The organism is Pseudomonas sp. LBUM1648 (assembly GCF_059716145.1).
In genome coordinates this window covers 4,118,670-4,131,810 of the sequence record NZ_CP166808.1, presented here as the reverse complement: position 1 = coordinate 4,131,810, position 13,141 = coordinate 4,118,670, and the positions used below count along the sequence as shown (strand labels likewise).

Here is a 13,141-nt window from a genome sequence, read left to right as displayed (position 1 = left end):
AGCCTTCATCTTGTGTTGCAAGCCTATCGGATTTGGATCGAACGAATGACTGACACCCGCAACGGCGAGGACAACGGCAAGCTGCTCTATTGCTCCTTCTGTGGCAAAAGCCAGCATGAAGTGCGCAAATTGATTGCCGGCCCCTCGGTCTTTATCTGCGACGAGTGCGTCGACCTGTGCAATGACATCATCCGCGAGGAGGTGCAGGAAGCCCAGGCCGAAAGCAGCGCGCATAAATTGCCTTCGCCTAAAGAAATCAGCGGCATCCTTGACCAATACGTAATTGGTCAGGAGCGTGCGAAAAAGGTTTTGGCCGTAGCGGTGTACAACCACTACAAGCGCCTTAACCAGCGTGACAAAAAGGCTGACGACGTCGAACTCGGCAAGAGCAACATCCTGCTGATCGGCCCGACAGGCTCCGGTAAAACCCTGCTGGCCGAAACACTGGCCCGCCTGCTGAACGTTCCGTTCACCATCGCCGACGCAACCACCCTCACCGAGGCCGGTTACGTGGGTGAAGATGTCGAGAACATCATTCAGAAACTGCTGCAGAAGTGCGATTACGACGTAGAGAAAGCCCAGATGGGTATTGTCTACATCGACGAAATCGACAAGATTTCCCGCAAGTCCGACAACCCGTCGATCACCCGCGATGTATCCGGTGAAGGCGTGCAGCAGGCCTTGCTCAAGTTGATCGAAGGCACGGTCGCTTCCGTACCGCCGCAAGGTGGCCGCAAGCATCCGCAGCAGGAATTCCTGCAGGTCGACACCCGTAACATCCTGTTCATCTGCGGTGGTGCGTTCTCGGGTCTCGAGAAGGTCATCCAGAACCGTTCCACCAAGGGTGGCATCGGTTTCAACGCAGAAGTACGTAGCAAGGAAGAGGGCAAGAAAGTCGGTGAATCCCTGCGTGAAGTCGAGCCTGACGATCTGGTCAAGTTCGGTCTGATCCCGGAGTTCGTCGGTCGTCTGCCGGTCCTCGCGACGCTGGACGAGCTGGATGAGGCTGCGCTGATGCAGATTCTCACCGAGCCGAAAAATGCTCTGACCAAACAGTATGCGAAGCTGTTCGAGATGGAAGGCGTGGATCTGGAATTCCGTTCCGACGCGCTGAAATCGGTCGCCAAGCGTGCCCTGGAACGTAAAACCGGTGCCCGTGGTCTGCGCTCGATTCTCGAAGGTGTACTGCTCGACACGATGTATGAAATCCCCTCGCAGTCCGAGGTGAGCAAAGTCGTGATCGATGAAAGTGTGATCGAAGGCAAGTCCAAGCCACTGTATATCTACGAGAACAGTGAGCCGACAGCCAAGGCAGCGCCGGACGCTTAAGCGTCCACTCTGCCGGAATAAAGAAGGGGCCTTCGGGCCTCTTTTTTTTTATGTCGTTTTTTACATCTGCTTTGCGCTTGTTTTTTTTCAAGGCAGCCCCCATCTTGGTTTCAAGCTTAATTCCATCTGATTACGGCCATATGGCCGCCGTAGAGGCGAAATCATGAAGACAACCATCGAATTGCCTCTCCTGCCATTGCGTGATGTCGTGGTTTATCCGCACATGGTTATCCCGCTGTTCGTGGGGCGCGAGAAATCCATCGAAGCCCTCGAGGCAGCGATGACGGGCGACAAGCAGATCCTGCTGTTGGCCCAGAGAAACCCGGCTGATGATGATCCCGGTGAAGACGCTCTCTATCGCGTAGGTACCATCGCCACTGTTCTACAGCTGCTCAAGCTGCCTGACGGCACCGTCAAGGTGCTGGTCGAGGGTGAGCAGCGCGGTACCGTTGAGCGCTTCAGCGAAGTCGACGGCCACTGCCGCGCCGAAGTGTCGCTGATCGAAGAAGTCGACGCTGCCGAGCGCGAATCCGAAGTGTTCGTGCGCACGCTGCTGTCGCAATTCGAACAATATGTGCAGTTGGGCAAGAAAGTCCCGGCTGAAGTCCTGTCGTCGCTCAACAGCATCGATGAGCCGGGTCGCCTGGTCGATACCATGGCCGCACACATGGCGCTAAAGATCGAGCAGAAGCAGGAAATCCTCGAAATCATCGATTTGTCGGCCCGGGTCGAGCACGTTTTGGCGTTGCTCGACGCCGAAATCGATCTGCTGCAAGTCGAAAAGCGCATTCGTGGTCGCGTCAAAAAGCAGATGGAACGCAGTCAGCGCGAGTACTACCTGAACGAGCAGATGAAGGCCATTCAGAAAGAGCTCGGCGACAGCGACGAAGGCCACAATGAAATCGAAGATCTGAAAAAGCGTATCGACGCTGCCGGTCTGCCGAAAGATGCGCTGGCCAAGGCCACTGCCGAGTTGAACAAGCTCAAGCAAATGTCGCCGATGTCCGCCGAGGCCACCGTGGTGCGCTCGTACATCGACTGGCTGGTGCAGGTGCCGTGGAAGGCCCAGAGCAAGGTGCGTCTGGATCTGGCGCGCGCAGAAGACATTCTCGATGCCGATCACTACGGTCTCGAAGAGGTCAAGGAGCGCATCCTTGAATACCTCGCCGTGCAAAAACGCGTGAAAAAAATCCGTGGCCCGGTGTTGTGCCTGGTCGGTCCTCCAGGTGTGGGTAAAACCTCGCTGGCGGAGTCGATTGCCCACGCCACTAACCGCAAATTCGTGCGCATGGCCCTTGGTGGTGTGCGTGATGAAGCGGAAATTCGCGGTCACCGCCGGACTTACATCGGTTCGATGCCGGGAAGATTGATTCAAAAGATGACAAAAGTGGGTGTACGCAACCCGCTGTTCCTGCTCGATGAAATCGACAAAATGGGCAGCGATATGCGTGGCGATCCGGCGTCGGCATTGCTGGAAGTGCTCGATCCCGAGCAGAACCACAACTTCAACGATCACTATCTGGAAGTCGATTACGACCTGTCGGATGTGATGTTCCTGTGCACTTCGAACTCGATGAATATCCCGCCGGCGCTGCTCGACCGGATGGAAGTGATCCGTCTGCCGGGCTACACCGAAGACGAGAAGATCAACATCGCGGTCAAATACCTGTCGCCAAAACAGATCGCAGCCAATGGTCTGAAGAAAGGCGAGCTGGAATTCGACGCGGAAGCGATCCGCGACATCATTCGTTACTACACCCGCGAAGCCGGCGTGCGTGGCCTCGAGCGTCAGATTGCCAAGGTCTGCCGTAAGGCAGTGAAAGAGCATGCGCTGGAAAAACGTTTCTCGGTGAAAGTGACAGCTGAATTGCTGGAGCACTTCCTCGGCGTGCGGAAGTTTCGCTACGGCCTGGCTGAGCAACAGGATCAGATCGGTCAGGTCACCGGCCTTGCCTGGACTCAGGTTGGCGGCGAATTGCTGACCATTGAAGCGGCAGTTGTTCCGGGTAAAGGTCAGTTGATCAAGACGGGTTCGCTGGGCGACGTCATGGTCGAATCGATTACTGCAGCTCTGACCGTGGTGCGCAGCCGCGCGAAGAGTTTGGGCATTCCTCTGGACTTCCACGAGAAGCGCGACACGCACATCCACATGCCGGAAGGGGCTACCCCGAAAGACGGTCCTAGCGCCGGTGTAGGCATGTGCACGGCGTTGGTGTCGGCGTTGACCGGGATCCCGGTGCGCGCCGATGTCGCCATGACTGGCGAAATCACCCTGCGTGGTCAGGTGCTGGCCATTGGCGGTCTGAAGGAAAAACTGTTGGCGGCACACCGCGGCGGAATCAAGATTGTGATTATTCCGGAAGAGAACGTGCGCGATCTGAAGGAGATTCCTGACAATATCAAGCAGGATCTGCAGATTAAACCGGTTAAATGGATTGACGAGGTCCTGCAAATTGCGCTGCAATACGCGCCGGAGCCCTTGCCGGATGTGGCTCCGGAGATAGTTGCCAAGGACGAAAAACGTGAGTCTGACTCTAAGGAAAGAATTAGCACGCATTAATACGTTTTTGACTGGGTGGCTTCCTTGACAGCTTTTTAGAGCCCTTGTTATAAAGCGGCTCTTAAGTGTCTGTAGGCCATTCAGCACTCGTTTTTGCTTTCACCAAAAAACTTAGAATCATCTCAAAATAGATATAAGGGGACTTAGAGTGAACAAGTCGGAACTGATTGATGCTATCGCTGCATCCGCTGATATCCCGAAAGCTGCTGCTGGCCGTGCGCTGGACGCTGTAATCGAATCCGTCACTGGCGCTCTCAAGGCTGGCGACTCCGTTGTTCTGGTTGGTTTCGGTACTTTCTCCGTGACTGATCGTCCGGCTCGTACCGGTCGTAACCCTCAGACCGGCAAGACTCTGGAAATCCCGGCTGCCAAAAAGCCAGGTTTCAAAGCCGGTAAAGCACTGAAAGAAGCCGTTAACTAAGTTTCAGTTTTTACCCATCCGGGTCGGGGTAATGCCTGACTTGGCAGCGGAGCGGTAGAGCAGGTGGCTTGAATAGACATCTGTAACGCCGGGATCGAGGGTTCGAGCCCTGTCCGCTCCGCCAGTTACGAGAAGGCGCATCCTCGGATGCGCCTTTCTTCTATCCGGATTCTACCCACGCTCCACGGTTGCCTAATTTTGAAGTTCAACCGTTTCTGGGGGACGCATGCTGCAGAATATCAGGGACAATTCACAAGGCTGGATTGCCAAGACCATTATCGGGATCATCGTTGTATTGATGGCGTTCACGGGTATCGAAGCCATTTTCCAGGCTACGACCAACAGCCAGAATGCGGCCACGGTCAACGGTGAAGACATCAGTCAGAACGAGCTCAGCCAGGCCGTTGATATGCAACGACGTCAGCTGATGCAACAGCTGGGCAAGGATTTCGACGCTTCGTTGCTCGATGAAAAAATGCTCCGCGAATCTGCCCTCAAGGGTCTGATCGACCGCAAGTTGTTGCTGCAAGGTGCCGAACAAGCGAAATTCGCTTTCTCCGAAGGTGCACTGGATCAAGTGATCCTGCAGACGCCTGAATTCCAGGTTGATGGCAAGTTCAGCTCCGAGCGTTTCGACCAGGTGATCCGTCAACTGGGTTACAGCCGTATGCAATTCCGCCAGATGCTGGCTCAGGAAATGCTGATCGGCCAAGTCCGTGCCGGTGTGGCGGGCAGCGGTTTCGTCACCGACGCCGAAGTGCTGGCATTCGCCCGTCTGGAAAAACAGACCCGCGATTTCGCGACCCTTAACGTCAAGGCTGATCCGGCCGCGGTCAAGCTGACCGACGATGAGGTCAAGGCTTACTACGACGAGCACGCCAAGGAATTCATGACCCCGGATCAAGTGGTCATCGATTACATCGAGCTGAAGAAGGCTTCGTTCTTTGATCAGGTAGCCGTCAAGGACGAAGACCTGCAAGCGGCGTATCAGAAAGAGATCGCCAACCTGTCGGAACAGCGTCGCGCGGCGCACATTCTGATCGAAGTGAACGACAAGACCACCGAGGCTCAGGCCAAGGCGAAGATCGAAGAAGTCCAGGCGCGTCTGGCCAAGGGCGAGAAATTCGAAGCGCTGGCCAAAGAGTTCTCGCAGGATCCGGGTTCGGCCAACACTGGCGGTGACCTTGGTTATGCAGGTCCTGGCGTTTACGATCCGGCCTTCGAAAAAGCCCTGTACTCGTTGGCTAAAGATCAGGTTTCCGAGCCGGTTCGCACCGATTTCGGTTACCACTTGATCAAACTGCTGGGTGTTGAAGCACCTGAAGTACCGACCCTGGCCAGCCTGAAAGACAAGCTGACCCGCGAGCTGAAAGCCGCGCAGGTCGAGCAGCGTTTCGTCGAGGCGACCAAGCAACTGGAAGACTCTGCGTTCGAGGCGTCCGACCTGGCACAGCCAGCGGCGGATCTGAAACTGACAGTGCACACTTCCAAGCCGTTTGGCCGTGAAGGTGGCGAAGGTGTTGCGGCCAACCGTGCCGTGGTTACTGCTGCGTTCAGCACTGAAGTGATCGATGAGGGCGCCAACAGCACCGCCATCGAGCTGGATCCGGAAACGGTGGTCGTCCTGCGCGCCAAGGATCACTTGAAGCCTGCGCAATTGCCTCTGGAAAGTGTGAGTGCGGCTATCCGCACCCAACTGACCAAAGAGCACGCGAGCGCTGCTGCCAAGACCAAGGCCGATAAGCTGATCGCTGATCTGCGCGATGGCAAGGCTCCATTGGACAAGGCGGTTGACGGTCAGAACTGGAAAACCACCGAAGCGGCCACCCGTGGTCAGGAAGGTGTTGATCCTGCGGTGCTGCAAGCGTTGTTCCGCATGCCGAAGCCGGCTGCCAAGGACAAGCCAACGTTCAGCAGCGTTACTCTGCCCGATGGCAGTCTGATGATCGTGCGTCTGAACGGCGTCAACGAAGCGGCTGCGCCGACTGATGAAGAGAAGGCGCAGTACCGTCGCTTCCTCGCGTCGCGTGAAGGTCAGCAGGACTTTGCGGCGTATCGCAAGCAGTTGGAAGCTCAGGCAGAGATCAAGCGTTTTTGATGTTTGATTGAGTTGCGAAACAAGAGCCCCGGCCGATCAGCCGGGGCTTTTTTGTGGGAGCTTACTTGCCAGCGATGGCGACCTGTCTGCCGACCAATCTCTATCAGAAGCACTTGATCCACAGCTGGAAGGCGCCAGTCGTTATAGCGTCGCTCATCAATCGGTACTATCCCGCGCGCGGAAATCTATGTGCTCTCGCATTGATGGCCGCATACAAGGTCGAAACCAGCAACGCCGCGACGATCCACGGAAAGTGCTCGACGCCCACGCTGCCCAACATCAGACCTCCTGCCAACCCACCCCCTGCAATGCCGACATTCCACAAAGTAACCAACATCGACTGCGCGGTATCGGCGGCGTTTTTTGCAGTTTTCGCCGAGGCTGTTTGCAGCAACGATGGCATGGCACCAAATGCCAACCCCCACACAGCGGTGGCGAGGTAGACCACGCTCGGCAATTCGCGCCACAGGCCGAGTGCAATGGCCGAGAGGATGAACAGCAGTGCGCTGATCAGCACCCGTTCGCGCAGCCAGCGATCAATCAAGCTGCCGACTCCACAGGCTCAGCACCGAGGCCACGCCGTATACCAGCAGTACTTGATCGATACGGATCTAGCGGCTCACGCGTGTCTGCGCCACACCTTCCATGCCACCGGCAAAATGGAGCCGTGGCCCCTGCGTCGAGAGGTGTCTGCGGCTGAGCCAATATTGCCGGTGCGACTGGTCAGCACATCCATTGAGGCCGTTAACCACGCGGCGTTGGCCGGGATGGGAATCGCTTGCCTGCCGGACTTCATGACCCATGAGGCAGTCGCCGCAGGGCACCTGCAAAGGGTGCTGGATCGGTATCTGGAACACACCGGGCAGTTCTGGATTCTGTGGCCGTCGAGCCGCCACGCGACTGCGAAATTGCGGGTGTTCATTGATCATTTATCGACGCGACTTTTTCCCGCAATCGAGAGTCGTTAGAGTTGTAACCGTTTTAAGACACTAATCCATACGCCGCGGGGCCGCGATCTGTTGCACAATACGCCCTGGACTGTTTTCTCTCAGGATGTTCAATGTTGATTTTCACTCCCCTGCGTGTTGTCGGGTTGGCGCTGTTGTTGACTGCTGTTGCCGGCTGTTCGAAAGACAAGCCGATGTATGAGCATGAGAACTTCGATGACTCCGGTACGTTTTCGCGCAATTATCCAGTGACCGACTCGGTCAGCTGTGAAGCGGCCCGTCGTGCTTTGCTCAGCCAGGGTTACATCATCACCAGCAGCGATCCGAAACTGGTCAGCGGCCACAAGAGCTTCCAGCAAACCGGCGATACCCACATGGAGATCAGCTTCAACGTGGTCTGTGCAGATGACGGCACTGCCGGGCACCATGCCACGATGTTCGCCAACGCCCTGCAGGATCGTTACGCTCTGAAGAAGACCAACAACTCGGCCAGCCTGGGTGTCGGTGTGCTGGGTTCGGTGTCGATGCCGATCGGTTCCTCGGACGATTCGATGGTCAAGGTCGCCAGCGAGACGGTGACGGCACAAAAGTTCTATGAGCGCTTCTTTACGCTGGTCGAGCAGTTCCTGCCGGCAGAAACGAAGAAAGCGGCGCATATCGAAGAGAAGCCGAAGACCGATCTCGGCGTGCCTGAGCCGAAAGCGGCTCCAGCGCCTTTGGTTCCATCGGCGGAGCCCGCTCCGGCACCCGCACCAGCGGTGACCGCACCTGCACCTGTTGAGACCGCACCGGTCAGTTCAGAGCCTGTTGCGCCGCCAGCGGATTCCACGCCGATCACACCGGCGCCGAGTGCAGACCCTGCGCCGGCCACAGAAACCATCACGCCACCGGCCAATCCGACGGACATTCCGCCGCCGTCCGAGCCGATTCCGGCGATGCCATCCTCCGGCCAGTAAACCGCTGCTCCCTGTAGGAGCTGACGCAGGCTGCGATCTTTTGATCTTGATCTTAAAAAAATCAAAAGATCGCAGTCTTCGGCAGCTCCTACAGGTGAAATGTCGTTACATTCCCCTGACAAAATCCCCGCGATAAATTCCTGACCGCCTGCTACGTTTTATTCATGAAGGCCGTGTTTCATTTTTCCTTCACACGGGCACGTTATGCTCGGGACATTATCGAAGAGAGCAGTAGGGGGATTACACAATGGATGACTATCAAGAAGAACTGCTCGAATTCCAGGCTTATGAACTCGACTCGCCTGAGCCGGCAGAAGACGCCACCGAGCTTTAAAACCTCAAGCAGTTTTGCGATGACTACGGCGGAACTCGCCGGGTGTCTGACCGCTCCAGCGTTTGAATGCGCGCTGGAATGCTTCGGCTGAGGCAAAGCCCAGCAGGTAGGCGATTTCGCCGAACGCCAGTTCGGTGTCGCGAATGTAGGTCATCGCCAGATCACGCCGAGTGTCATTGAGGATCGCGCGAAACTGCGTGCCTTCCTCGGCCAGTTTGCGCCGCAAGGTCCACGTCGGCAGCTTCAGGCGCGCCGCCACTTCTTCCAGGTCGGGTTCCCGGCCGCCATTAAGCAACGGCCCAAGCAATTGCGTAATCCGTTCGCGCAGGCTGCGGGTGCGGGTCAGTTGTTCCAGCTCCCGCTCACACAACCCGATCAAATGCTTCCACGTGCTTGGGCAATGCTCCGGGTTGCGCTGGGCGAGGCTATTCAGGCTCAAACGCAACTGGTTGCGCTCGGCACCGAACTGGATCGGGCCATCTCCCAATGCGTTGTAGGCTTCACGATAATCCGGCTCTTCGAACTCGATTTCGATGCGTTCGGCGCGCAGCGGTTCGCGGTTGACGCTGGATAATTGCTGCAGCCATCCAGCGATGATCGAATCCACTACAAAGCGGTTATAGGCGTTGTACGGGCTGATCGAATAGAAGCGCAGCCAGGCGCCATTGGCGTCTTCGTGAAAGCTCGACTGGCCGCGATAGTTGGAGCCGTACAGCGGCTCGAAGCGAATCAAACAACGTGCCGCCTCACGCACGGTGGGCGCCTGCGATGCGGTGACGCCGGCCAATCCGGCCTGGCTCAAACGGCTGAGCTGACCCATGCGCAGGCCCAGTGCCGGATCTTCCGTGAGTTGAATCGCACTGTGCCCCAAACGCATATAACGCGGAATCGACAACCGGGCCCCGGCCTCGGCCAAGCGAGCGGCATCCAGACCGTACTGCTCCAGTAACGGCTGGGGATCGGCGCCATGGCTGCGGACGGCATCGGCGAGGCTATGGACGAAACCCACCGACAGATCCCCGAGGCGCATCGGCAGCGGCTTCATCACTTACAACCAGATATTCAGCAAGCGTGCGCCACGGGCGTCGCCGTCGGCGAACTGCTGGCCGTTGCTGCTGAGAAAGCTCTGCCCGGAACTGGATTTGTCCCAGAACTGGCCGCGCAGGAACACGCTCATACCGGCAATTGCGCGGCTGCTGGGTGGTTGCGCGGTCAAGGTCAGGCGATGCCAGGCCTGGCCTTCGCTGACTTCACCGGGTTTGAGGCTGACTGAGCTCGGTGTACTCGAACCCTTGTAGCCACGCCACGGCTTATCCCACGCGCCATGTCCGAACACTTGCGCCGGTACCGCGATCAATTGCGCGCCTTGCTCGTCGAGTTTGCGGTAGTTGTCCGGATACCAGCTGTCACTGCCGATCAGCACGCCGAGGCGTCCGGCCGGGGTGTCGACGACGTTGATTGTCTGTTCACTGGCCTGAATGACCTCACGTTGATCGAAGATCGGGTGCATTTGCCGCTGCGGCTGGCCGAGCGGCGCACCGTCGCGACCGAAGACCACGCTGCTGTTGTAGAGCGCACCGCTGCCGGGTTTGAGCTGGCCGTCGCGGATGCTCGGCTCGGGCAACACGATGGAGCCGGCCACCAGCGTCACATGGAATTCCTTGGCCAGACCGCCGAACAGCGCCTGGTAATCCTTGGCCATGGCGCGCGATTTCATGCGCAGATGGGCGTCGTTCAGCCGATCGCTACCTTTGGCGCCAAGCCAGGCGCGAGCGAACAATAATGGATTGCTGGCGGCCATCCAGTTCATCGCCTCGACGAGGGTCGGGGCCTGGTACAGCTCGTCTTTTTCGCCGCTGATCATCAGCCAGGTGCCGACATGTTCCGGCAACACCACCACGGTCTTGTCATTCAACAAGCCCTGATCCTGTGCTTGCTGCAAATACGCGGCGAGTTTTCGGTGCAAGCGCTCTGAGCTTTGATAGTCGGTGGGAAACAGTTCGGGCTGGATGCCGAGCAGATTGCCACGGTCGCCGGGCGTACCCTCATCGACCGCGAGTTTGATGCGCAGATCCGACAGATAATGCCCGGCGGGCCGATCCGCCGCCCACATGGCGTAGGTGGTCAGGGCGGCCACGATGGCCATGGAGAAAAACAGGTACAGAAGTTTGCGCATGAAAACCAACAACAACCGGGTACAGGGTGTGGCGACTAGGGTAGGGCGCCTGTCCGCGCTTGCCAAGGGGCGCTGCGCATTTTGATCATTAACTTGTCAGTTACGGTCATTGAGTGACAGCGGTGCGACTCTTAGTCTGTCGAACATGACTGACGGGGGACACAGAGCTCCCGCAATTTCCGTGATTGCTCGTTGTGGAGTTACCGATGACCGCCGCTCATTACCCGCACCTGCTGGCCCCGCTGGACCTGGGATTCACCACGCTGCGCAACCGTACCCTGATGGGTTCGATGCACACTGGCCTGGAAGAGAAACCGGGCGGTTTCGAGCGCATGGCGGCGTACTTCGCCGAACGTGCCCGAGGCGGCGTCGGCCTGATGGTCACCGGCGGGATCGGCCCGAACGACGAGGGCGGTGTGTATTCCGGCGCGGCAAAGCTGACCACCGAGGAAGAAGCGCTCAAACACCGCATCGTCACCCGCGCGGTGCACGAGGCGGGCGGCAAGATCTGCATGCAGATCCTTCACGCCGGCCGTTATGCCTACAGTCCGAAACAGGTAGCGCCGAGCGCGATTCAGGCGCCGATCAACCCGTTCAAGCCCAAAGAGCTGGACGAGGAAGGCATCGAGAAGCAGATCAGCGATTTCGTCACTTGCTCGGTACTGGCACAAACCGCCGAGTACGACGGCGTCGAGATCATGGGCTCGGAAGGGTATTTCATTAACCAGTTCCTCGCCGCGCACACCAACCACCGGACCGACCGTTGGGGTGGCAGCTACGAAAACCGTATGCGCCTGCCGGTAGAAATCGTGCGTCGCGTCCGGGAAGCGGTCGGGCCGAATTTCATCATCATCTTCCGTCTGTCGATGCTCGATCTGGTCGAGGGTGGCAGTACTTGGGAAGAAATCGTCATCCTGGCCAAAGCCATCGAGCAGGCCGGTGCGACCATCATCAACACCGGCATCGGCTGGCATGAAGCGCGGATCCCGACCATCGCCACCAAGGTGCCGCGTGCGGCATTCAGCAAGGTTACGGCCAAGCTGCGCGGCTCGGTGAGCATTCCGCTGATCACCACCAACCGTATCAACACGCCGGAAATCGCCGAGCAGATTCTCGCTGAAGGCGATGCCGATATGGTCTCGATGGCGCGGCCGTTCCTTGCCGACCCCGACTTCGTCAACAAGGCTGCCGAAGGGCGTGCCGATGAAATCAACACCTGCATCGGTTGCAACCAGGCGTGTCTCGATCACACCTTCGGCGGCAAGCTCACCAGTTGCCTGGTCAACCCGCGTGCCTGCCACGAAACCGAGCTCAATTATCTGCCGGTGCAGCAGATCAAGAAAATCGCCGTGGTCGGCGCCGGGCCTGCCGGGTTGTCCGCTGCCACCGTGGCCGCCGAGCGCGGGCATCAAGTGACACTGTTCGATTCGGCCAGCGAGATCGGTGGCCAGTTCAACATCGCCAAGCGCGTACCGGGCAAGGAAGAGTTTTTCGAGACCCTGCGCTACTTCAAGCGCAAGTTGCAGACCACCCACGTCGAGGTGTGCCTGAACACCCGCGTCGATGTGGCCAAACTGGTTGAGGGTGGTTACGACGAGATCATCCTCGCCACTGGCATTGCGCCGCGTGTGCCGGCGATTCCGGGCGTCGAGAATGCCAAGGTGTTGAGCTACCTGGATGTGATCCTCGAGCGCAAACCGGTGGGCAAGCGTGTGGCGGTGATCGGTGCCGGCGGTATCGGTTTCGACGTGTCGGAATTCCTTGTGCATGAAGGCGTGGCCACCAGTCTGGATCGTGCCGCGTTCTGGAAAGAGTGGGGCATTGACACTCATCTTGAGGCCCGTGGTGGTGTGGCCGGGATCAAACCAGCGCCGCATGCGCCGGCCCGTGAAGTGTTCCTGTTGCAGCGCAAGAAAACCAAAGTGGGCGATGGCCTGGGCAAGACCACCGGCTGGATTCACCGCACGGGGCTGAAGAACAAGCAGGTGCAGATGCTCAACAGCGTCGAATACCTGAGCATCGACGATGAAGGCCTGCATATCCGCATCGGCGAAAGCGGCGAGCCACAGCTGCTGGCGGTGGACAACATCGTCATCTGCGCGGGGCAGGATCCGCTGCGTGAACTGCATGACGGGCTGGTGGCCGCCGGGCAGAACGTGCACCTGATCGGCGGTGCCGACGTGGCGGCGGAGCTGGATGCCAAGCGCGCGATCAATCAGGGTTCGCGTCTGGCCGCCGAACTCTAAAACCACACATCTCCACTGTGATTGATCGTTGATCGTTCCCACGCTCCGCGTGGGAACGATCAAGCTCGCAGCCT

The 13,141-nt window shown here is 58.2% G+C and carries 8 protein-coding genes and 2 pseudogenes; 7 read left to right on the top strand and 3 right to left on the bottom strand.

Annotation, left to right across the window (positions count from 1 at the left end):
• Positions 1-45 precede the first annotated feature (45 nt).
• The 4 genes from clpX to ACA043_RS18705 all read left to right on the top strand — a co-directional run bounded on the left by clpX (position 46) and on the right by ACA043_RS18705 (position 6,408).
• Positions 46-1,329: an ATP-dependent Clp protease ATP-binding subunit ClpX gene (gene clpX, locus ACA043_RS18720; RefSeq protein ID WP_016775335.1), complete on the top strand. Its 1,284-nt coding sequence runs from the start codon at positions 46-48 to the stop codon at positions 1,327-1,329.
• Between the two features lie 163 nt (positions 1,330-1,492).
• Complete coding sequence (gene lon, locus ACA043_RS18715) at positions 1,493-3,889, top strand: endopeptidase La (protein WP_187680484.1); 2,397 nt, start codon at positions 1,493-1,495, stop codon at positions 3,887-3,889.
• A gap of 148 nt (positions 3,890-4,037) precedes the next feature.
• Complete coding sequence (locus tag ACA043_RS18710; RefSeq protein WP_003183171.1) at positions 4,038-4,310, top strand: HU family DNA-binding protein; 273 nt, start codon at positions 4,038-4,040, stop codon at positions 4,308-4,310.
• Positions 4,311-4,536: 226 nt separating this feature from the next.
• Positions 4,537-6,408: a SurA N-terminal domain-containing protein gene (locus tag ACA043_RS18705; RefSeq protein WP_497657647.1), complete on the top strand. Its 1,872-nt coding sequence runs from the start codon at positions 4,537-4,539 to the stop codon at positions 6,406-6,408.
• A gap of 166 nt (positions 6,409-6,574) precedes the next feature.
• Here ACA043_RS18705 and ACA043_RS18700 read toward each other — a convergent pair.
• Positions 6,575-7,013, bottom strand: a pseudogene (locus tag ACA043_RS18700) (MFS transporter); the annotation flags it as partial.
• A 3-nt stretch (positions 7,014-7,016) separates the two neighbouring features.
• Here ACA043_RS18700 and ACA043_RS18695 point away from each other — a divergent pair.
• Positions 7,017-7,376, top strand: a pseudogene (locus tag ACA043_RS18695) (LysR substrate-binding domain-containing protein); the annotation flags it as partial.
• Positions 7,377-7,468: 92 nt separating this feature from the next.
• A complete protein-coding gene (locus ACA043_RS18690) occupies positions 7,469-8,311 on the top strand; it encodes a DUF2242 domain-containing protein (RefSeq protein ID WP_497657646.1) in 843 nt (280 codons plus the stop codon).
• A gap of 338 nt (positions 8,312-8,649) precedes the next feature.
• Here ACA043_RS18690 and ACA043_RS18685 read toward each other — a convergent pair whose 3' ends face one another.
• Together ACA043_RS18685 and ACA043_RS18680 are read right to left on the bottom strand one after the other, a co-directional pair.
• Positions 8,650-9,690, bottom strand: a complete 1,041-nt coding sequence (locus ACA043_RS18685) for an AraC family transcriptional regulator (protein ID WP_187680479.1) — start codon at positions 9,688-9,690, stop codon at positions 8,650-8,652.
• 3 nt (positions 9,691-9,693) lie between these two features.
• Complete coding sequence (locus ACA043_RS18680) at positions 9,694-10,821, bottom strand: carbon-nitrogen hydrolase family protein (RefSeq protein ID WP_489880303.1); 1,128 nt, start codon at positions 10,819-10,821, stop codon at positions 9,694-9,696.
• Between the two features lie 206 nt (positions 10,822-11,027).
• Between ACA043_RS18680 and ACA043_RS18675 the strand changes: the two genes are divergently transcribed.
• Positions 11,028-13,067, top strand: coding sequence for a 2,4-dienoyl-CoA reductase FMN-binding domain-containing protein (locus tag ACA043_RS18675; RefSeq protein ID WP_497614716.1), 2,040 nt, complete (start codon positions 11,028-11,030; stop codon positions 13,065-13,067).
• Positions 13,068-13,141 lie beyond the last annotated feature (74 nt).